This is a genomic window from Lysobacter enzymogenes, assembly GCF_900106525.1.
GTDB classification, from domain to species: Bacteria; Pseudomonadota; Gammaproteobacteria; order Xanthomonadales; family Xanthomonadaceae; genus Lysobacter; species Lysobacter enzymogenes.
This window is the reverse complement of sequence record NZ_FNOG01000002.1, coordinates 679,349-698,609: the sequence shown is the minus strand read 5'-3', so window position 1 is coordinate 698,609 and position 19,261 is coordinate 679,349. Positions and strand designations below refer to the sequence as shown.

Here is a 19,261-nt window from a genome sequence, read left to right as displayed (position 1 = left end):
TGTCGCAGCATCGCTGCCGACGTAGTGCTGCGCGCTCACAGCAAGCGTTGTAGATCCTCAGGCGGAAAATCCAACAGCTCGCTCAGTTCCTCGCGCGTCAACACCTTCGCGAACCCCCGCACCTGCGCCCGCGCCACCGCCGCCGACGGATCGCGCGGATGCGCAAGAATGCCCGCGAGCAAATGCCACACCCGCCGCTTGTCCAAACGCTCCTGCGCCTGCCACAACGCCTCCCGGCGCGAGTCCGGGAAGCGTTGGCCGAGGCGGTAGTCGATCAGCAGGTCGAGTTCGCCGCGCCGGGTGCGTCGCTCGCGTTCGGCGTCGGGCATTGGCGGCGCGCCCTCGTGCAGGGCGACGATGCGGCGCTCGTAGTCGTCCCGGGTCAGTTTCGGCCCGAAATCAGCTGACTGCCGGTCCGCGGGAGTTGGAGCCATACGCCGATGCCACGATATCGGGGTCGGACAACACGATGCGCTCTTCCGGCCAAAGGTCAAGCAGGTGGCGGTAGTTGTCTTCGCCGAGCGCGTCGGCGGCGTCGTCCTGGAAGCGCAGGGTCAGCGCGTCGAAGGCGTCGACGAAGGCCAGGGCGTCGCGCGAGGAGGCCAGGCCCTGTTCGATTTCGATGCGGTCCTTTTCGAAGTCGCTGCGCGCGGCCATCACCCGGTCGCGCGCGGAGGCGGTCAGCGCCAGCGGCGTGGTGCGCTCCTTGTGTTCGACGAACAGGGCGAAGTGCTCCATCTGGAAGCCGTAGGCGTCGACGTTATCGTCGAGCGCGCGCACGAAGCGGTCCTGGTAGAGCTCGTTGACCGCGGCCATGTAGGCCGGATCGGCGAAATCGTCCGGGCCGCGCGCGTGGTCGTCCTCGCTGGGCAGAGTCGGTTCGACGTAGTCGTCCGCAGGGCCTTGCAGACATGCGGGCAGTTCGCCGCTGACGCCGATGTGCTGGTCGAACGGCGCCGAGCAGGTGCCCAGGGGGCCGCGCGGGCGGCCGTAGACGCCGAAAATGGCGCTCGACAGCGAGTAGCCGCGCGCGCCGACGACGGTGATCGCGGCCGGCAGCAGGATGCGATTGGCGGCCTGATGGCAGACGCCGTTGACGAGGTAGCAGGTGATGCCGGCGCGTTCGCGCTTGCCGGCGATGGCGTCGGCGCGCAGGGTGCTGCCCGCGGCCTGGCGCAGCATGCGTCCGCCGGTCTTGCCGCCCCAGCAGCCCCAGGCCTTGCCGCCGCTTCCGCACTCCACGTAGGTGTGGTCGGCGGCATTGAGGAACAGCTTGGTCGGATAGGCCCGCGGCCTGAGGATTCCCATACATCACCCCCTGTGATCGATGGACGTCGTGGACGCTGGGTCGGTTCGCCGGGCCAGCGGCGGGCCCGTTGCGGGCCGGTCAGCAAGAACAACGCAGAGCGCCGCCGGCGGGTGCCACGGGTCGCGGCCGGGCGCGCGGTTCTGGGCGCTGCGGCGCATTCCGGCCGCGCGAGGCTAGGGCGAACTCTTGAGTCGAAACCAGTGTCGCGCCCGGTCGCAACGGTGCGAGAGAAGGCCGAGCGTCTCGACGCGATCGGCGGCGTGGCGCGTGTGCGCGCCGGTGGGCTTGCAGCGCAGCGCGCCGCTGCGTGTGTCGAACGAAAAAACGCCGCGCACCGTTTGACCGGTCGTGCGCGAATCCCGGCAGCGATGGCGAGCGCGCTTACTCGTCCTTGGTCCGATACACCGCCCGATCCTTGCCGGCGCGCTTGGCCTCATACAACGCCATGTCCGCGACCCGCAGCAACGGCGCGTAACGCTCGCCCTGCGCCGGCGAGGACGCGGCGACGCCGATGCTGACGGTCACCAGCCCCGACGGCGCGGCGCGGTTGGGCAGCGACAGCGCGCGCACGCCGGCGCAGATCTGTTCGGCCAGCTGCAGCGCGCCGCTGGCCGAGGTGGCCGGCAGCACCACGGTGAATTCTTCGCCGCCGTAGCGCGCGGTCAGGTCGGCCGGGCGCTGCACGGTGCGGCGCATCACCCCGGCGACGTCCTTGAGCACTTCGTCGCCGGCCAGATGGCCGTAGTAGTCGTTGTAGAGCTTGAAGTTGTCCACATCGAGCATCAGCACCGCGAAGTCGGCGCCTTCGCGCAGGGCGCGGCGCCATTCGGTTTCCAGGTAGGAATCCAGGTAGCGGCGGTTGTTGAGGCCGGTCAGGCCGTCGACGTCGCTGAGCCGGCGCAGGGTTTCGTTGAGTTCGAGCAGGCGCTGCTGGTGCTCGCTGAGCACGCGGTAGGCCTCGTCGCGTTCGATCTGGTTGAGGTAGGCGCGGGCGTGGTGGCGCACGCGCGCGATCAGTTCGATCGAATCGGGCAGCTTGACCAGATAGTCGGTGGCGCCAGTGGAGAAGGCCTGGCTCTTGACCACCGCGTCTTCCTTGCTCGACAGCACGATCACCGGCACGTTCTTCAGCACCGGGTGGATGCGGTAGTGATGGACCAGGGTCATGCCGTCGACGCCGGGCATCACCAGGTCCTGCATGATCACGTTCGGGCGCAGCGCTTCGGCCGCGGCCACCGCTTCGGCCGCCTGGGCGCAGTAGTGGAAATCGATGTCGGCCTCGCTGGCCAGCGCGCGGCGCACGGCTTCGCCGATGATCGGCTGGTCGTCGACCAGCAGCACCACCAGCCGGTGCTGGCGCAGGTGCGGATGCGGTTCGTTCGGGCCGGGGAAGATGGGATCGCTCATGGGCTGAGGTCGGAGTTCTGGGCGAAGAGGTCGCGCAAGCGCGCGGCGATGCGGTCCAGCGGCAGGATTTCGGCCGCGGCGTCGAGCTCGGCGGCGGCCTTGGGCATGCCGTAGACCGCGCTGGAGGCCTGGTCCTGGGCGATGGTGTGGTGGCCTTGCTCGCGCAGCAGGCGCAGGCCGGCGGCGCCGTCGCGGCCCATCCCGGTCAGCAGCACGCCGACGATGGGGCCGCGCCAGTGTACGGCGACGCTTTTGTAGAAAACGTCCACCGAGGGCCGGTATGGCAGTTCGGCCGGTTCGCGCACATAGTCCAGGCGGCCGTCGGCGCGCAGCGCCAGATGGTCGTTGGTCGCCGCCAGCAGCACCCGGCCGGGCTGCAGGCCGTCGCCGGTATTGGCGATGGCGACCGGCAGGCGCGAGTAGCGGCCGAGCCATTCGGCCATGCCGGGGGCGAATTTTTCGTCGATGTGCTGGATCACCGCGACCGCGCCGGCGAAATCCGCCGGCAGGCCTTCCAGCACCCGCGCCACCGCCGAGGGGCCGCCGGCCGATGCGCCGATCGCCAGCAGCTTGCGCGCGGACGCCGGCGCCGGCGCGCGCGGCATCGAGGCGCGCACCGGCGCCGCCGACAGCCGTCCGATCAGGTCGATCTTGGCCAGCAGCTTGTCCGCGCCGCTGTCGCCGTCGCTGCCCAGCGAAGGCATGTCGGTGGCGTCGAGCGCGCCGTGGCCCATCGCTTCGAACACCATCGCGGCGTTGGCGCCGACGCTGACGGTCACCACCAGGATCGGGCAGGGGCTGTCGGCCATGATCCGGCGGGTGGCTTCCACGCCGTTCATGCCCGGCATCACCAGGTCCATCAGCACCACGTCGGGGGTGTCGCGCGCGCAGCAGGCCACCGCTTCGGCGCCGCTGGCCGCGGCCCAGGCCACGCGGTGGTCGGGGCGCCGCGCCAGCACGCGCCGCAGCGCCTCGGTGGCGATGCTCAGGTCGTTGACGATGCCGATTCTCACGCGCGGGCGGTTCCTGGGTGTTGCGTGGGGTGCGGGCGCGCGCGGCTCATGCCAGCGGCGCTCCGATCAGATCGGCGACCGCCTGCATCAGCGCGTCTTCGTCGAAGCCGGCCTTGCTGAGGTAGAAGTCGGCGCCGGCGTCGAGGCCGCGGCGGCGGTCTTCCTCGCGATCCTTGTAGGACACGATCATCACCGGCAGCGCGCGCAGGTGCGGGTCTTTCTTGATCAGCTCGACCAGCTCGATGCCGTCCATGCGCGGCATGTCGATGTCGGTGACCACCAGATCGAAGCGGCCCAGGCGCAGCGCGTTCCAGCCGTCCATGCCGTCGACCGCGACTTCCACCGCGTAGCCGGCGGTTTCGATCAGCTTGCGCTGCAGTTCGCGCACGGTCAGCGAATCGTCCACCACCAGCACGCGCTTGCGTTGCGCCGCGGCGGCGCTGTCCTGGTGGCGCAGCTGGGCCAGGTGGCCGGTGGCGACCAGGCGCTCGATCGAGCGCAGCAGGTCGTCGGTGTCGACGATCAGCACCGGTGTGCCGTCGTCGAGCAGGGCGCCGGCGGCGATGTCCTTGACCTTGCCCAGGCGCGGGTCGAGCGCCTGCACCACCAGTTCGACCACGCTGCCGAAGCGGTCCACCGCCAGCCCGTACAGATGTTCGCCGTGGGCGCCGCCGATCACCACCACCGGCAGCTGCGCGCCGGCGGTGGCGCCGTCGCCGCCTTCCAGCACCTGCCGCGCCGACACCAGGCCGATCTCGCGGCCGCTGAGTTCGAAATACTGGCGGCCCTCGAGCGAGCGCAGTTGCTCGCGCGAGACCAGCGCAGTAGCGACGATGCGTGCGAGCGGGAACGCATAGGCCTCGCCGGCGATGTCCACCGCCAGCGCGCGCAGCACCGAGGTGGTCAGCGGCAGCTGCAACTGGAAACGGGTGCCCTGATCGGGCTGCGAGAACACCCGCACGTTGCCGTGCAGTTGTTTGGCCATGTTCTGCACCGCGTCCAGGCCGACGCCGCGGCCGGAGATGTCGGTGACCGTGTCGCGCAGGCTGAAGCCGGGCAGGAACAGGAATTCCAGCAGTTCGTCGTGGCCGAAGCGCTGGGCGGTGTCTTCGTCGGCGAGGCCGCGCGCGATCACCGCGCGGCGGATGCGCTCGGCGTCGATGCCCTGGCCGTCGTCGCCGATCTTGATTTCCAGGCGGCCGGAGACGTGATGCGCTTCGAGCCGGATTTCGCCCTCGGCCGGCTTGCCGCGCGCCAGCCGCTGCGCCGGCGCCTCGATGCCGTGGTCGACCGCGTTGCGCAGCAGATGCCCCAGCGGCGCTTCCAGCCGCGCCAGCACGTCGCGATCGACCGGGGTGCGGCTGCCGACGATCTCCAGCCGCGCTTCCTTGCCCAGCTCGCGGGCGAGGTCGCGGACCATGCGCTTGAAGCCGCGGGTGCCGTCGGCGAACGGGCGCATGTGACTCGCGAGGGCCTGGTCGTACAGGCCGTGGGCGACGCCGGCCAGGCGCCGGTCGAACGCGTCCAGCGCGGCGACGCGTTCGCCGAGCAGGCGCTGGCTTTCGGCCAGATCGGCCTGGGCGCGCGCGAGCAGTTCGGCCGAAGACGGATCGGCGGCGAGGCCGGCGTTGCGTTCGGACAACCGGTCCAGCGCCAGCGCGGAGCGGCGCTGCAGCTCTTTGACCCGCGCCAGCGAACGGATGTAGGGATCGAGCCAGCGCGATTCCACCAGCGCTTCGCTGGCCAGGCCGAGCATGCGGTGCAGGTTGCGCGCGGCGATGCGCAGCACGCGCTCTTCGCCTTCCTCGATGGGCGCTTCGACGGGCGCGGGGTCGGCTGCGGCTTCGACCGCGGCTTCGGCCACGACTGGCGGCGCTGCGGCGTCCGCCGTCGGGTCCGATGCCGATGCCAGCGCCGCGGCCAGCGCGGCGCGGAATTCCAGCACCGGCGCGCTGTCTTCGCCGGCCCAGGCGCCGGCCGCTTCGGCCGGGGTGTCGGCGATGCGGCCGAGCAGGTCGACCCCGCGCAGCAGCGCGTCGATGATTCCGCGCTGCAGCCGCAGCCGGCCGTGCTGAGCATCGACCAGACAATCTTCCATCGAATGCGCCACCGCCACCGCCGCGCCGAGGCCGACGATGCGCGCCGCGCCCTTGAGCGAATGCGCCGCGCGCATGCACTCCTCCAGCGTGGCCGCGACGGTGGGATTGCGCTCCAGCGCCAGCAGGCCTTCGGTCAGCACCTGGCGCTGGCCGTCCGCCTCCATGCGGAACAGGTCGTGCAGCGAGCGGTCGCGCAGGGAATCGTTGCTCATGAGATCTGCCGGTTCAGCGCGTGCAACAGCAAGCCATCGTCGAGCAGGCCGATGCGGCGCTCGCCCCACGGCAGCACGCCGGTGGCGAAGCGGGCCAGGGCGTGGGCGACGGTGGACGGCACCGCGCGCACTTCTTCGGCGTCGAAGCGATGGCTGCCGTGGACTTCGTCGGCCTCGAACGCCAGCGCGCCTTCGGCGGCGGCCAGCACCACCAGCCGGCGCGCGATCGCGCCGGCGCGCGCGGCGACCGGCGCGCCGGTCTGCAGCAGCGCCGGCAGCGCGACGCACACCGTCAGCCGCCCGCGCACGTTGACCAGCCCGCGCAGCACCGCGTCGCGGCGGTGCGGCAGGCGGTGCACCGGGCGCAGTTCCAGCACTTCGTCGATCAGCCCGGCCGGCAGGCCCAGCCATTCTTCGCCGAGGCGGAACACGAACGTGCCGGCGCTGGCGCGTTGTTGCCGCGACGCGCTCTGGGCCAGGCGCGCGGCCGCCTCGATCCGCTCCTCGCGCGGCAGCGGCCGGTCCAGCAGCCGGGCCACGGCGGAGCCCGCGTCGTCGCGTTCGCGCGCCATCTCAGCCGCTCCTGCCGCGGTGGCGCGAAGCGCGCTGGCGCATCAGCCGCGCGCCGGCGGCGTCGCCTTTGGCGTCGAGCAGCAAGGCCAGGTGCATCAGGCTCTCCGTGTGGTCGGGTTGCAGGTACAGCGCCTTGCGGAAGGCGTCCTCGGCGCGCGCGTCCAGGCCCGTGGCGCCGTGGATCAGGCCGGTCAGGTACAGCGCTTCGGCGCTGGGGCCGTGCGCGCGCAAATGGTTCTGGCAGAGCTCGGCGGCGCGGTCGAAGGCGCCGTGGTCGGCGAGCCGGCGCGCCTGTTCGAGCGAGGTGTCGGGTGCGGTGGCGGGCGAGGTTGCGGGCGCTGCAGCCGCAGTCGCAGCCGGCGCCGCGCTGCGCGCAACCGGCGCGGCGCGCCGCGGCCGCGGTGCCGGCAGCGGCGCCAGCGCCGGCGCGCGCCACGGCTCGGGCGCGGCCGCCAGCGCGGGCGGCGGCGTGCGTTGGCGGCGGAACGCGGCGGCCATCGGGATCTGCGCCGAGGCGTAGCCCAGCGACAGCAGCAGGCCGGTCTCAGCCGCGCCGACGAACAGCAAGCCGTCCGGAGCCAGCGCGCGCGCCAGCACCCCGACCGTGCGCACCTGGGTGTCCTGGTCGAAATAGATCAGCAGATTGCGGCAGAACACCGCGTCGTAGTTCGCCTGCGCCGGCAGGAAATCGATGTCGAGCACGTTGGCGCGATGCAGGCGCACGCAGCCGCGCGCCTGCGCCGACAACTGCCAGCGGCCGTGGCCGAGCGCGCGGAAGTGGCGCTCGCGATAGCCCAGCTCGCGGCCGCGGAACGAATTGGCGCCGTACACCGCGTGCGCGGCCTTGGCCAGCGCGCGCTGGCTGATGTCGAAGGCGTCGATGCGCAGGCGCGAGGGCGCCCAGCCGGCGTCGATCAGCGCCATCGCCAGGGTATAGGGCTCCTCGCCGGTCGAGCACGGCAGGCTCAACAGGCGCAGGGTGCGCGCGCCGTCGGCCTGCAGCGGCGCGAACGCGCGCGCCAGCGCGTCGAAGGCCTCCACGCCGCGGAAGAACCAGGTTTCCGGCACCACCACCGCTTCGATCAGCTCCTGCTGCTCCAGCGGCTGCGCCAGCAGACGACGCCAATAGGCCGCGGCATCGGCGGACGCGGTCGCGCGCATGCGCCCGGCGACCGCGCGCTCGACCACGCCCGGGCCGACCGAGGACGCGTCCAGGCCCATCGTGGTCTTGAGCCAGCGTTCGAACCCGGCCGCGTCCATCAGGCCTGCGCCGCCTGCACGAACAACAGGTCGTGCACCGCCTCGGGCAGCAGCTCGCGCACGCCGATGCGTTGCAGCAGGCCGTGCGCGTCGCGCGCGACCGGGCCGAGATAGCGCGCCTGCGGCTGGTCCACGCCGCTGGGCGCGAACGCTTCTTCCGGCAGCCGCACCGTGTCGACCACGCGCTCGGCAAGCAGGCCCAGCCGGCGCGCGCCGCCGCTGCGGTCGAGATAGTCGGCCAGCACGATGCGCGTGCTCATCGCATCGCGCGCCGGGCGCTGCAGCGCCAGCGCGCACAGGTCGATCACCGGCACCACCTCGCCGCGGTAGTCGAACACCCCGGCCACCGCCGCGTGCGCCTGCGGCAGCCGCCGCAGCTCCACCCGCGGCAGCACCGCCGTCACCGTCGCCGCGTCGAGCGCGTAGCGTTCGGCATCGAGCTGGAAGACCAGGAACAGCACGTGCGCCTCGGCCCCGCCGCGCTCAGGCCAGCAACTTGAACTTGACCACGCCGTCGCGCAGCCCGGCGCTGACGTGGTGCAGTTCGTCGATGGCCTGGTTGGACTGGCGCAGCGCTTCCACCGTCTGCTGCGCGGCCTCGCTGAGCTGGCTCAGCGCCAGGTTGATCTGCTCGGCGCCGGCCGACTGCGCCTGCACGCCTTCGTTGACCGCTTCGAAGCGCGGCACCATCGCCTGCACGTTGTCGATCACCTGCGACAGCTGGCCGCCGACCTGCTGCACGTCGTGGGTGCCGCGCCGCACTTCCTCGGAGAACTTGTCCATGCCCATCACGCCGGCCGAGACCGCCGACTGGATCTCGCGCACCATCTGCTCGATGTCGAGCGTGGCCACCGCGGTCTGGTCGGCGAGGCGGCGGATCTCGGTGGCCACCACCGAGAAGCCGCGCCCGTATTCGCCGGCCTTTTCCGCTTCGATCGCCGCGTTGAGCGAGAGCAGGTTGGTCTGGTCGGCGACCTTGGTGATGGTGGTGACCACCTGGCTGATGTTGTTGGCCTTGTCGGCCAGCACCGCCAGCTTGGCGCTGATCGCGGCGGTGGCGTCGATCATGCGCCGCATCGATTCCTCCATCTCCGCCAGCCCCGCCTGGCCGCTGCCGGCCAGCGACGAGGTCTGCTCGGCCGCGGCCGAGACGGTGTCCATCGTGCGCACCAGCTCCTTGGAGGTGGCGGCGATCTCGCGCGAGGTCGCGCCGATCTCGGTGGTGGTGGCGGCGATCTGCGCGGCCGAGGCCTGCTGCTCGCGCAGGGTCGCGGTGATTTCGTTGATCGAGGAATTGACCTGGATGCCGGAGGACTGCACCTGCCCGACCAGTTGCGACAGATCGTCGGTCATGCGGTCGTAGCCCTGGGCCAGGGTGCCGAATTCGTCGCTGCGCGCCAGCGCCAGGCGCTTGCTGAAATCGCCCTTGGCCAGGGTCTCGACCGCGCCGGACAGCTGCCGCAGCGGCTGGGTGATCGCGCGCCACAGGTAGAAGCCGACCAGGCCCGCCAGGATCAGCGCGGTGAGGAAGGAGAACGCGATCCCGGTCTTGGCCGCGGCGATCGCCTCGTCGATGCGCGAGACCGAGGTGGCGGCGTAGCCGCGGTTGTTGTCGACCATCTTCGACAGCGCGCTGTTGTTGCGCTCGAACACCGGCGCGGCGCGGTCGCGCCAGGCCGCGCCCAGGCCGGGCGAACGCTCGTGCGCCATGCGCATCAGCTCGGTCTGCAGGGCGAAGGCGGCCTGGGCTTGGCGCATGATCTCGCCGAACTGGGTGCGGTCCTCGTCGCGGCGGATGGTGCGCTCGTAAGCGGCGGCGGCGGTTTCGAACTGGCTGCGGCGCAGCCGCACCAGTTCCTCCAGGCGGGCGACGTCGTCGGCGCCGGAGACGGTCACCGCGCGCACGTTGGCGTGGTAGGTCATCCACGACGATTCCATCTTCGCCGCCGCGTACATGCCGGGGATGGAGTCGTCGCGCAGCGCCGCCTCTTCGGTTTCGATGTGCAACAGGCGTTGCCAGGCGATGCCGCCCATCAGCGCGAGCACGCCGAAGGTCACGACGAGGCTCAGCACGATCCGCTGGCGAATGGTGATGTTGATCATGATCGGTTCCCTGCGGAGGCCGTCGGCGGCGCTGGCTTGCGCCGGCGCGATGCGGCGGCGCCGGCGGGGGTGGAAGGGGACGGGCGGAGCGGTGGGCGGGCAACGCGGTCCGCGCGCGCCGGGCGTCGCTCGCGGCGCGGGCGCCCGCGGCCCGGTGTTGCGGCGGGTGGATGCGCGGGCGGACTCGCAGTCGGGCGGCGCCGGCTGGCCGGATCCGGACGCGCTCGATTCGCTGCCGCCACGTTCAATCCACGTCCAAAAGCGGTCGTTGATGTGGGAGGCAGCATATGGAAAAGGCGGAAAACTCACAATTGGCATGCCGGACTTGTGCCGTATACCGGCCAACAGCGCGCGCGGCGCCGACCCGGGGGCGTGCGCGGACGGCAGGGCCGGGGTGCGGCCGGCGTCGCCGGGAAACGTGATATGAGTGACGGCGCCCGCCGGAGACCGCGGGCCCGCGACCGCTCGCCGCAGCGGCCGGGACCGGCCTCGCCTGCGCGCGTCCCGCCCACCGCTGCCGCACGGAGCCCGCGCATGCGCCAGACCGTCATCCCGCAACTGCGCATCCTGCGCGCCGACCGCAGCCTGCCGTTCTACGTCGACGGGCTGGGCTTCGCGGTCGATTGGGAGCACCGCTTCGAACCGGCTTCCCGCTGTTCGTGCAGATCACCCGCGCCGGCCAGACCCTGTTCCTGACCGAGCACACCGGCGATTGCGAGGTCGGCGGCGCGGCGTACCTGATCGTGCCCGACGTGGACGACTGCCACCGCAGCTTCGTGGCCAACGGCGTCACCCCGACCGAGCCGCCGCAGGACACGCCCTGGGACACCCGCGAGATGCTGGTGACCGATCCGGACGGCAACCGCCTGCGTTTCGCCACCGACCGCAGCTGAGGCCGGCGGCCGCGGCGGCGCCGCAACCGTCCGCCCGCCGCGTCCGCGCCGCGCTCAGGACGTGGCGTCGGCGCCGTGCGGGTGATCGACGATCGAACGGATCTCGCCGTCGCGCCACTGCTGCCAGCGCTGCGCGTAACGCGGCGCGATCCGGTCGTACTCGTCCCAGCGGTCCTGGGTCATCGCCTCGCCGGGCTTGCGCCAGGCGTTGCTGTCGCCGAACACCGCCTGCGCGTCGCACAGCGCGCAGGCCTCGTCCGGTTCCATCAGGCGCTTGGCGTAGGCGTGGCAGAACGCGGCATGCTCGGGCCGCACATCGTTTTCCCACAACAGCCCGCCGAGCGCGTCGCACAGCAAGGCCAGCGGCGTGATCCGGCGTTCGCGCAGCGCGGCGAGCGCGTCGGCGCCGAGGCGGTCTTCGCGCAGCATGCCGTGCAGCGCGCACCACGCGGCGAAGAATCCGTCCTCGACCGAATGCGCCGGGTCGGCGCCGGGATAGACGGTCGCGTAATCGGCTTCCTCGGCGACGGCGAGCAGCAGATGCCGCGGCCGGTTGTCGTCCTCGTCCAACGTGGCCTTGGCGCGCAGGCCTTCGCGCGGCGGCGGCAAGGTGTAGCGCACTTCCTCCAGCCCGCCTTCGACCCGGCGGCGGAAGCGCGCCGACAGCGCGGCATCGTCCAGCGACCAATCGAACCCGTCCGGCAGCGCGCCGCGGTAGTTCGGATAGACGAAGGCGTGCGAGACCCAGGTGACCCAACGCCGCCCGTCCTTGCGCGGCGGGAAGAACGCGCGATTGTCGATCTGCATCGACGCGCCGACCTCGATGCCGAGCTTGCGGCTGCGCAGGTGCACGGTGTTGCCGGGCGTGGCGTTCTTGAACGGCTTGCTGCCCAGCGCCTGGGCCAGGGCGACGGCGGCGGGATCGTCGATGCGCTTGCCGAGCGCGTCGAGCAGCAGGTCGGTGAGGTCCGTGGCGGTCATGCGGGTCGGCTCGCGATGCGGGGATTCATCATATCGATGTCCGCTGGGGCGCATCGATGCGCGGGCAGGCGCGTTGCTCGCGACGACGGCGCGGCGCATGCTCGGCGCGAGCGCCGGTCGCGCAATACCGCGCAGCCCCGGCACGCCCGCTTCGGATCGCACCGCCATGAACCTCACCGCCGTCGAACTCAAAGCCTTCGTCCCCGCGCGCGATTTCGAGCGCAGCAAGGCGTTCTATCAGGCGCTCGGGTTCGAGGTGCCGTGGTCGTCGGAGGATCTGGCCTATGTCCGCCACGGCCCGGTCGCGTTCTTGTTGCAGCGGTTCTATGTGCCCGAGCATGCCGGCAACTTCGTCATGCACCTGTTGGTGGAGAACGCGGACGACTGGCATGCGCAGGCGCTGGCGGCGGACGCGGCCGGCGGTTTCGGCGCGCGCATCGATGCGCCGCAGGACCGGCCGTGGGGAATACGCGATTTCACCTTGACCGATCCGTCGGGCGTGTTGTGGCGCATCGGCCACAATTTGCCGGTGGCGGCCGAGCGCTGAAGCGCGGGCCGCGCGAGCGCGGCGCAGGCTTGCGCGCGAGGGTCGCCGCCGTTGCTCGCCTGTTGGTCCCTTGCGCCGCGATGCGCGCGCGGCCGGCTTGAACGCCGGCCAACCGATGCTCCGGGCCGGCCTTCGCCGAGTCGCCGCTTGCACGCACACTCGCGTGGTCGGCTCGACGCACAAGGACGGGAACGGATGCAGGCGGAGCAAGCGGCGCTGGCGGCGCCGGGACGGGCGATGCGCCAGGCCGGGCGGTCGCGGAATTCGCGATTGGAATCGATGCTGGCCTGGGCGGTGGTGGTGGCGGTGCACGCGGCCTTGTTCTGGCTGGCGAGCAAGCTGTTGATGCCGCCGCCGCGGGCTGCGGCCGACGACGACGATCCGGTGCTGGTGTGGCTGCCGCCGGCGATCGCTCCGGCGGGTGTGCCGACGCTGCGCGTCGAAGCCGCGCCGCTGTCGCGCGAGGCGCCGCCGGCTTCTGCCGCGCCGCGCGCACGACCTCGTTCGTCGCCGGTCGTCGCGCCACCTGCGCAGGCGCCCGCGTCCGACACCGGTCTGACCGCGGTGGAGATCGCACCCGACGGCGCAGCGACCGCAACGCCGCCTGCGTCCGCACCGCCCACATCCGCGCCGCGCGCGCCCTGGGACGCGCCGCCGCCCGCGGCCAAGCCCTTCGCCAGCCGTTCGCCGCCGTTGCCGGGGCAGGGCGCGCAGCGCTTTCGCATGCAGCCGCCGCGTTCGATCGCGGCGACCGTCGAGCGCATCGGCCGAATGTTCGGCGGCGGCGGGCCCAGCGATTGCGCCGAGACGCGCAAGAACATCCGCGACCTGGCCGTGCTCGGCGCCGAAGCGGTGGCGCAGGAACTGGAGGAAGAGCGGCGCAACTGCGGCAACTGAGTGCCGCCCGCGACGCATCGGCGAGGCGATCCTCAACGCGCCGGCGTTGGCGCTCCCGGCTGTCGCGCCGCATTCATCGCGCTCGCGGCCGTTGCGATTCGAGCCGGCGCGACCTAAGCCAGCGCGATTCAAGCCGTTGCGATTCGCACCTGTACGATTCAGGCAGGCACGGCGCAAGCCAGTCCATCGCGACCTCGGCCACCGCCGTTGCGACTACCGCTCTCCAGACGCTCCGCCAACCGCCGCCAGCGCCTGCCCGGCGCGCGCCGATGTAAAAAAATCATTGCCGCGAAAATCGCATGACGCTTGCACGGCGGCCGGGTTAGACTGCGCGCCCGGTCCCGCGGCGGCCTGTCGCGCATCGCTACGCAGCTTCGATCACGAGGCCCGCGCAACGTCCGCGCCTGCCGCGACCGCAACGTCACGGCGGCCGCGAGGCCGCTGTTTTTCGTTGCGGCTGCGGTCCGTCATGGACGCCGCCGGATGTTCGTCGTTGTCGCCCCCGACTCTTTCAGTATTCGCCACAACGGAGGTGCGATGTCTTCCCCGATCCCGCAAGCACAGGTTCCGCCCGCGCTGTCGGATCCGCCCGTGTTGTCGAATCCGCCGATCCTGCTGGGCTGGCGCGAATTCGCCGCGCTGCCGCGGCTGGGCATCGCCGCGATGCGCGCCAAGATCGACACCGGCGCGCGCAGTTCGGCGCTGCACGTGGACGCGCAGTGGCGCTTCGTCGAGGCCGGCGCGCCGTGGGTCGGCTTTCGCCTGAGCCGGGGCGTGGTCGGCGCCAGCGTGGTCGAAGCGACCGCGCCGGTGTTCGACGAACGCGAGGTCACCGATTCGGGCGGCCACCGCACCCGTCGCGTGTTCATCCGCACCGTGCTGAGTCTGGCCGGCAGCGAACGCGAAATTGACATAAACCTGGCGGATCGTCGCGGCATGCGTTTCCCGATGCTGCTCGGGCGCACCGCGGTCGCGCACGCGTTCACCGTCGACCCCTCGCGCTCGTTTCTGCATGGGCGCGTGCGGCGGCGGGCGCCGCGCGCGTGAGCGCCGGCCGGCCCAGCCGGTCCGTCGCCGGCTTGAAGCCGCCCGCGCACGCCCCATCTCCGCTTGATCCCACCTGTTGCATCCGCACCCGCTGGCACGATCCCGTCCCGCGTCCTTTTCCGTCCACCTTCCAGCCGATCCCGCCATGAAGCTCGCGATCCTGTCGCGCAACACCAAGCTCTATTCGACGCGCCGGCTGGTCGAAGCCGCGCGCCACCGCGGCCACAGCGTGCGCGTGCTCGACCCGCTGCGCTGCTACATGCGCATCGCCTCCGACGGCTTCCAGATGCATTACAAGGGGCGCGAGATCGCCGGCTACCACGCGGTGATCCCGCGCATCGGCGCCTCGGTGACCCGCTACGGTTCGGCGGTGTTGCGCCAGTTCGAACTGATGGACAGCTATAGCCCCAACACCTCCGACGCGATCCTGCGCGCGCGCGACAAGCTGCGCAGCCACCAGTTGCTGGCCGCGCAGGGCATCGGCCTGCCGGCGACGGTGTTCGGCGACAACCCCGACGACACCGCCGACCTGCTGTCGATGCTCGGCCCGCCGCCGCACGTGATCAAGCTCAACGAAGGCACCCAGGGCGCCGGGGTGATGCTGACCGAGAAGCTGTCGGCGTCCAAGGGCGTGATCGAGGCGCTGCGCGGGCTGTACGCGAACTTCCTGGTGCAGGAGTTCGTCGCCGAGGCCAAGGGCGCGGACCTGCGCTGCTTCGTGGTCGGCGACCGGGTGGTGGCGGCGATGAAGCGCCAGGCGCCCAAGGGCGACTTCCGCTCCAACCTGCACCGCGGCGGCACCGCCAAGGGCGTGCGCGCCAGCGCCGCCGAACAGGAGGTGGCGGTGCGTGCGGCCCAGGTCCTGGGGCTGGGCGTGGCCGGCGTCGACCTGATCCGCTCGGCCCGCGGCCCGCTGGTCCTGGAGGTCAACGCCTCGCCGGGCCTGGAGGGCATCGAGGAGGCCAGCGGGGTGGACGTGGCGGTGGAAATCGTCGATTTCGTGGCCGGCCAGGTGCGGGAAAAGCCGGTCCGCCGGCTGGTCGCGAGACGCTGAACGCGGCCTCCGGGCCGGGGCCGGCTTGCCCGATCCCCGGCAAATGGCAAGCCGGGCAGGTCATCTGTCGGCGACCCGCCGAACGGCGAGTCCCCGGCGCGGAAGGGCCGGGCCGGGACGATTCCAATTTCAGGTTGTAATTAACTTTTATTTAACACCGTTTTTAACGGCGGTTTAATCGAAATCCGCGTAGCGTTACCCCACCGCAGCACTGTCGATCCCCCCAATCACGCTCCTCGTCAGACGTCATCTGGGCGAACGCAGGTTACGGTAATCGGGGCAACACCTTTTGGCCCAGACGCGGTGGCCCCGCGTCTGGGCCTTTGTTTTTCAGGGTGTTTCGCAAATCAGGCGCAGCGGGGCGGGCGCGTGACTTCTGGCCCATTCGCCCGCCGCGGCAAGCGCGCCTGCTTGCGCAGCCGTCCGTTTCCCGTTCATTTTACAAACGCTCTGGCAGAATCCTCCGCCTGCCGTCGCCGCTTCGCGTGCGACGCCTCAGGAACCCGGGCGCGCGGCCGATGGTCGTACCGCCAACCCCACTGGGACGAGCCCATGCGCATCCTCGTAATCGAAGACAACCAAGACATCGCCGCCAACCTCGGCGACTTTCTCGAAGACCGCGGCCACACCGTCGATTTCGCCGCCGACGGCATCACCGGCCTGCACTTGGCCGTGGTGCACGACTTCGACGCCATCGTGCTCGACTTGAACCTGCCCGGCATCGACGGCCTGGAGGTGTGCCGCAAGCTGCGCAACGAAGCGCGCAAGCAGACGCCGGTGCTGATGCTCACCGCGCGCGACAGCCTCGACAACAAGCTCGCCGGCTTCGACTCCGGCGCCGACGACTACCTGATCAAGCCCTTCGCCCTGCAGGAAGTGGAAGTGCGCCTCAACGCGCTGTCGCGGCGCGGCCGCGGCGTGCAGACCCGGGTGCTCAACGCCGCCGACCTGGAATACAACCTCGACACGCTCGAGGTGCGCCGCCAGGGCAAGCTGCTGCAGCTCAACCCGACCGCGCTGAAGATCCTGCAGGCGCTGATGGAAGCCTCGCCGGCGGTGGTCACCCGGCAGGAGCTGGAGACCCGGGTGTGGGGCGAGGAGCTGCCGGATTCCGACAGCCTGCGCGTGCACATCCACGGCCTGCGCGCGGTGGTCGACAAGCCGTTCGACACGCCGCTGATCCAGACCCGCCACGGCATCGGCTACCGCATCGCGGCCCCCGAAAACGGCTGACGCGTGGCCTCGTCCGACCCTTCCGCAGCGCGGCTGAAAAAAAGGAAGCGCTTTCGGCGGCGCTTGCGCAGCCGCATCATCCTGTCGTTCGTGCTGCTCGGATTCGGGCTGACCACGATGTTCGCCTTCGCCACCAACTGGACCCGCACGCGGGTGGAGAACCAGTTGGTGGAGGACGTGATGAACCGCAACATCGAGAAGACCGCGCAGCAGTTCGAGCTGGATCCGAGCAACACCCAGACCGCGTTCGACCAGGTGCGCGGTTTCGTCTACACCCCGGACAAGTTCGAGTCGGTGCGGATCAACCGGCCGGAGTGGTACGACCTCAAGGACGGCATCGTCACCATGAACGGCACCGGCGAGGACGGCCGGCCGTTCGCCTACAAGCTGGCGGTGCGCAAGACGCCGAAGGCCTGGTTCTTCATGGCCTACGACATCACGCCCTCGGCGCGCAGCGAGGCCCAGTTCAACCGCGCGCTGTATCTGTCGGTGCTGGTGTTCACCCTGTTCTCGCTGCTGGTGGGCTGGTGGGCGGCCTCGCGGGTGATGAGCCCGGTGTCGGAGCTGGCGCTGCGGATCAAGCGCTCCGGACGCAGCGCCCAGTCCGAGGCGCTGGCCTCGCACTTCCCCGACGACGAAGTCGGCCAGCTGGCCGAGGCGCTGGACGATTACGCGGTGCGCCTGACCAACGTGGTCCAGCGCGACCGCGAGTTCAACGCCGACGTCAGCCACGAGCTGCGCACGCCGCTGGCGGTGATCAAGGGCGCGGTCGAGCTGCTGCTGTCGCGGCCGGACGTGGAGGACAAGACTCGCAACCGATTGTTGCGGATCCAGCGCGCCGAGCAGCAATGCACCGACCTCATCAGCGCGCTGCTGCTGCTCTCGCGCAACGAGCGCGGGCACGGCTCGACCGACATCGCCAAGCTGTCGGAACAACTGCTCGACGCGCACCGCGCGCAGTTGGGCAGCAAGAACCTGGCGCTGAGCGTGGAAGGCGAGCGCGGCCTGGTGGTGGACGCGCCGGAAGCGGCGGTGGCGGTGGCGCTGGGCAACCTGATCGGCAACGCGGTCAAGTACACCACCGAGGGCGGCGTAGTCGTGCGGCTGTTGGCGAGCTCGGTCGAGGTGATCGATTCCGGCCCGGGCCTGAGCGCGGAAGACGCGGCCAAGCTGTTCGAGCGCGGTTATCGCGGCACCCACGCCGGGCACTCGCAGGGCGGCGGCATCGGCCTGTCGATCGTGCGGCGCCTGTGCGACCTGTACGGCTGGGACGTGCGGGTCAAGCCGGGCGACGTGCGCGGGGTGGTGGCGACGCTGACGTTCTCGCGGCCGGCGGCGTGATCGCCGCTGCGTAAGCGTTTGGGTGGGCGTGGGGACTTCCGCTTGCAGGCGCTGGCTTCGGACCGCGATTCGGCTTTTGTGGGAGGGGCTTGAGCCCCGACGCTTTTGTGCCGGGTCGCTGCGGTGTGATCGAACAGCGTCGGGGCTGAAGCCCCTCCCACAAAAGCGCGTGAAAGCTCCACAAAAGCGAAGCCTTGCAAAACGAAGCCCTACAAAGCGAATCCCTACAAAGCAACGGGCGCCGCATCCGTCGTCAATGACGAATGCGGCGCCCGCGGTAGCGTCGCGACAGGCCGGCGTGGCCGGCTTCATCGAGTCCGGCTTACTTCACCGCTTCGAGCCAGCCGTGCTTGTCCTGCGTCTTGCCGTTGAACAGGCCGAAGAACAGTTCCTGGATGCGCTCGGTCACCGGGCCGCGGCGGCCGGCGCCGACCTGGCGGCCGTCGACCGAACGGATCGGGGTGATCTCGGCGGCGGTGCCGCACATGAACAACTCGTCGCACAGGTACAGATACTCGCGCGGCAGGTCGCGCTCGACCACTTCGATGCCGACGTCGCGGGCCAGGGTGATGATGGTGTTGCGGGTCAGGCCGTTGAGCAGGGCCGCGCTCACCGGCGTGGTGTGCAGCGCGCCGTTGAAGACCAGGAACAGGTTTTCGCCGGCGCCTTCCGACAGCAGGCCGGTCGAGGCCAGGGCGATGCCTTCGCCGAAGCCCAGGCGGCGCGCTTCGCGCGCGACCAACTGGCCGGACAGGTAATTGCCGCCGGCCTTGGCGCCGGCCGGAATGGTGTTGGGAGCGAAGCGCTGCCAGCTCGACACGCAGGCGTCGATGCCTTCTTCCAGCACACTCGGGCCCAGGTACTGGCCCATCTTCCAGGTCGCCACGGCCACGTCGGTGGGCGTGTCGGCCGACAGGCCGAAACCGCCGAGGCCGCGGTAAGCGACCGGACGCAGATAGTCGGTGGTGTTGCCGTTGGCCTTGATCACTTCATGGCAGGCGGCGTTGATCTGCGCCAGCGAGTACGGGATCGCCATGTCGTAGATCTTGGCCGACGCGAACAGGCGCTGGTTGTGGTCGTTCAAGCGGAAGATGATCGGCCCGTTCGGGGTGTCGTAGGTGCGGATGCCCTCGAACACGGAGGAGCCGTAATGCAGGGCGTGCGACATCACGTGGGTGGTCGCGTCGGCCCAGCGCTTGATCGAACCGTTGTGCCAGATCCATTCGGGGTATTGCATCGTCGGCTTCCGTCGTGGGGTAGGGAAACCGCTATTGTGCCCTGCACCGCGGCCC

At 70.9% G+C, this 19,261-nt stretch carries 17 protein-coding genes and 2 pseudogenes; 7 read left to right on the top strand and 12 right to left on the bottom strand.

The annotated features are described in order from the left end of the window. Window positions 1-35: 35 nt before the first annotated feature. The 9 genes from BLU84_RS07190 to BLU84_RS07150 all read right to left on the bottom strand — a co-directional run bounded on the left by BLU84_RS07190 (window position 36) and on the right by BLU84_RS07150 (window position 9,976). On the bottom strand, window positions 36-434 hold the full coding sequence (locus BLU84_RS07190) for a hypothetical protein (RefSeq protein ID WP_139174752.1): 399 nt from the start codon (window positions 432-434) through the stop codon (window positions 36-38). After that, complete coding sequence (locus tag BLU84_RS27070; protein WP_074864430.1) at window positions 400-1,308, bottom strand: hypothetical protein; 909 nt, start codon at window positions 1,306-1,308, stop codon at window positions 400-402. Before BLU84_RS27070 ends, BLU84_RS07190 begins: the two co-directional genes overlap by 35 nt. 382 nt (window positions 1,309-1,690) lie before the next feature. Next, complete coding sequence (locus tag BLU84_RS07180; RefSeq protein WP_170849107.1) at window positions 1,691-2,716, bottom strand: diguanylate cyclase; 1,026 nt, start codon at window positions 2,714-2,716, stop codon at window positions 1,691-1,693. Next, entirely contained in the window at window positions 2,713-3,729 is a 1,017-nt protein-coding gene (cheB, locus tag BLU84_RS07175; RefSeq protein WP_074864428.1) for a chemotaxis response regulator protein-glutamate methylesterase, read from the bottom strand. Before cheB ends, BLU84_RS07180 begins: the two co-directional genes overlap by 4 nt. Before the next feature lie 46 nt (window positions 3,730-3,775). Then, on the bottom strand, window positions 3,776-6,040 hold the full coding sequence (locus BLU84_RS07170; protein WP_074864426.1) for a hybrid sensor histidine kinase/response regulator: 2,265 nt from the start codon (window positions 6,038-6,040) through the stop codon (window positions 3,776-3,778). Then, window positions 6,037-6,612 (bottom strand): chemotaxis protein CheW, encoded by a 576-nt coding sequence (locus BLU84_RS07165; protein WP_074864424.1) that lies wholly within the window; start codon window positions 6,610-6,612, stop codon window positions 6,037-6,039. The genes BLU84_RS07170 and BLU84_RS07165 overlap by 4 nt, the downstream gene beginning before the upstream one ends. Before the next feature lies 1 nt (window position 6,613). Continuing rightward, a complete protein-coding gene (locus BLU84_RS07160) occupies window positions 6,614-7,873 on the bottom strand; it encodes a CheR family methyltransferase (protein WP_074864422.1) in 1,260 nt (419 codons plus the stop codon). Further along, a complete protein-coding gene (locus tag BLU84_RS07155; RefSeq protein WP_074864420.1) occupies window positions 7,873-8,334 on the bottom strand; it encodes a chemotaxis protein CheW in 462 nt (153 codons plus the stop codon). The genes BLU84_RS07160 and BLU84_RS07155 overlap by 1 nt, the downstream gene beginning before the upstream one ends. A gap of 22 nt (window positions 8,335-8,356) precedes the next feature. Next, the gene (locus tag BLU84_RS07150) at window positions 8,357-9,976 is read right to left on the bottom strand and encodes a methyl-accepting chemotaxis protein (protein ID WP_074864418.1); all 1,620 of its coding nucleotides are present in this window, start codon (window positions 9,974-9,976) and stop codon (window positions 8,357-8,359) included. A gap of 534 nt (window positions 9,977-10,510) precedes the next feature. On the opposite strand from BLU84_RS07150, the pseudogene BLU84_RS07145 reads away from it, so the two are divergent. Beyond that, window positions 10,511-10,869 (top strand): annotated as a pseudogene (locus BLU84_RS07145) (bleomycin resistance protein). 54 nt (window positions 10,870-10,923) lie between these two features. Here the strand turns inward: BLU84_RS07145 and BLU84_RS07140 are convergent. After that, entirely contained in the window at window positions 10,924-11,850 is a 927-nt protein-coding gene (locus BLU84_RS07140) for a DUF7832 domain-containing protein (RefSeq protein WP_074864416.1), read from the bottom strand. A gap of 166 nt (window positions 11,851-12,016) precedes the next feature. On the opposite strand from BLU84_RS07140, the gene BLU84_RS07135 reads away from it, so the two are divergent. The 6 genes from BLU84_RS07135 (at window position 12,017) to BLU84_RS07110 (ending at window position 17,969) form a co-directional block, all read left to right on the top strand. Next, window positions 12,017-12,397 (top strand): VOC family protein, encoded by a 381-nt coding sequence (locus tag BLU84_RS07135; RefSeq protein WP_074864414.1) that lies wholly within the window; start codon window positions 12,017-12,019, stop codon window positions 12,395-12,397. A 270-nt stretch (window positions 12,398-12,667) separates the two neighbouring features. Next, window positions 12,668-13,294 (top strand): hypothetical protein, encoded by a 627-nt coding sequence (locus BLU84_RS07130; RefSeq protein WP_074864412.1) that lies wholly within the window; start codon window positions 12,668-12,670, stop codon window positions 13,292-13,294. Between the two features lie 537 nt (window positions 13,295-13,831). Continuing rightward, window positions 13,832-14,341, top strand: coding sequence for an ATP-dependent zinc protease family protein (locus tag BLU84_RS07125; protein ID WP_083382387.1), 510 nt, complete (start codon window positions 13,832-13,834; stop codon window positions 14,339-14,341). Window positions 14,342-14,486: 145 nt separating this feature from the next. Further along, complete coding sequence (rimK, locus tag BLU84_RS07120; protein ID WP_074864410.1) at window positions 14,487-15,395, top strand: 30S ribosomal protein S6--L-glutamate ligase; 909 nt, start codon at window positions 14,487-14,489, stop codon at window positions 15,393-15,395. A 552-nt stretch (window positions 15,396-15,947) separates the two neighbouring features. Then, complete coding sequence (locus BLU84_RS07115; protein WP_057946468.1) at window positions 15,948-16,628, top strand: response regulator transcription factor; 681 nt, start codon at window positions 15,948-15,950, stop codon at window positions 16,626-16,628. 3 nt (window positions 16,629-16,631) lie between these two features. After that, complete coding sequence (locus BLU84_RS07110) at window positions 16,632-17,969, top strand: sensor histidine kinase (protein ID WP_074864408.1); 1,338 nt, start codon at window positions 16,632-16,634, stop codon at window positions 17,967-17,969. An 80-nt stretch (window positions 17,970-18,049) separates the two neighbouring features. Here BLU84_RS07110 and BLU84_RS28365 read toward each other — a convergent pair. Both BLU84_RS28365 and BLU84_RS07105 read right to left on the bottom strand, forming a co-directional pair. Continuing rightward, window positions 18,050-18,130: pseudogene (locus BLU84_RS28365) on the bottom strand (DUF6053 domain-containing protein); the annotation flags it as partial. A 161-nt stretch (window positions 18,131-18,291) separates the two neighbouring features. Beyond that, window positions 18,292-19,206: a branched-chain amino acid transaminase gene (locus BLU84_RS07105; RefSeq protein WP_074864406.1), complete on the bottom strand. Its 915-nt coding sequence runs from the start codon at window positions 19,204-19,206 to the stop codon at window positions 18,292-18,294. Between the last annotated feature and the right edge of the window lie 55 nt (window positions 19,207-19,261).

What these genes read in the sequence shown, in the direction of transcription:
- BLU84_RS07190 (WP_139174752.1), bottom strand. Translation starts at nt 434, where the DNA reads ATGGCTCCAACTCCCGCGGACCGGCAGTCAGCTGATTTCGGGCCGAAA.
- BLU84_RS27070 (WP_074864430.1), bottom strand. Translation starts at nt 1,308, where the DNA reads ATGGGAATCCTCAGGCCGCGGGCCTATCCGACCAAGCTGTTCCTCAAT.
- BLU84_RS07180 (WP_170849107.1), bottom strand. Translation starts at nt 2,716, where the DNA reads ATGAGCGATCCCATCTTCCCCGGCCCGAACGAACCGCATCCGCACCTG.
- BLU84_RS07170 (WP_074864426.1), bottom strand. Translation starts at nt 6,040, where the DNA reads ATGAGCAACGATTCCCTGCGCGACCGCTCGCTGCACGACCTGTTCCGC.
- BLU84_RS07165 (WP_074864424.1), bottom strand. Translation starts at nt 6,612, where the DNA reads ATGGCGCGCGAACGCGACGACGCGGGCTCCGCCGTGGCCCGGCTGCTG.
- BLU84_RS07160 (WP_074864422.1), bottom strand. Translation starts at nt 7,873, where the DNA reads ATGGACGCGGCCGGGTTCGAACGCTGGCTCAAGACCACGATGGGCCTG.
- BLU84_RS07150 (WP_074864418.1), bottom strand. Translation starts at nt 9,976, where the DNA reads ATGATCAACATCACCATTCGCCAGCGGATCGTGCTGAGCCTCGTCGTG.
- BLU84_RS07140 (WP_074864416.1), bottom strand. Translation starts at nt 11,850, where the DNA reads ATGACCGCCACGGACCTCACCGACCTGCTGCTCGACGCGCTCGGCAAG.
- BLU84_RS07135 (WP_074864414.1), top strand. Translation starts at nt 12,017, where the DNA reads ATGAACCTCACCGCCGTCGAACTCAAAGCCTTCGTCCCCGCGCGCGAT.
- BLU84_RS07125 (WP_083382387.1), top strand. Translation starts at nt 13,832, where the DNA reads ATGTCTTCCCCGATCCCGCAAGCACAGGTTCCGCCCGCGCTGTCGGAT.
- rimK (WP_074864410.1), top strand. Translation starts at nt 14,487, where the DNA reads ATGAAGCTCGCGATCCTGTCGCGCAACACCAAGCTCTATTCGACGCGC.
- BLU84_RS07115 (WP_057946468.1), top strand. Translation starts at nt 15,948, where the DNA reads ATGCGCATCCTCGTAATCGAAGACAACCAAGACATCGCCGCCAACCTC.
- BLU84_RS07105 (WP_074864406.1), bottom strand. Translation starts at nt 19,206, where the DNA reads ATGCAATACCCCGAATGGATCTGGCACAACGGTTCGATCAAGCGCTGG.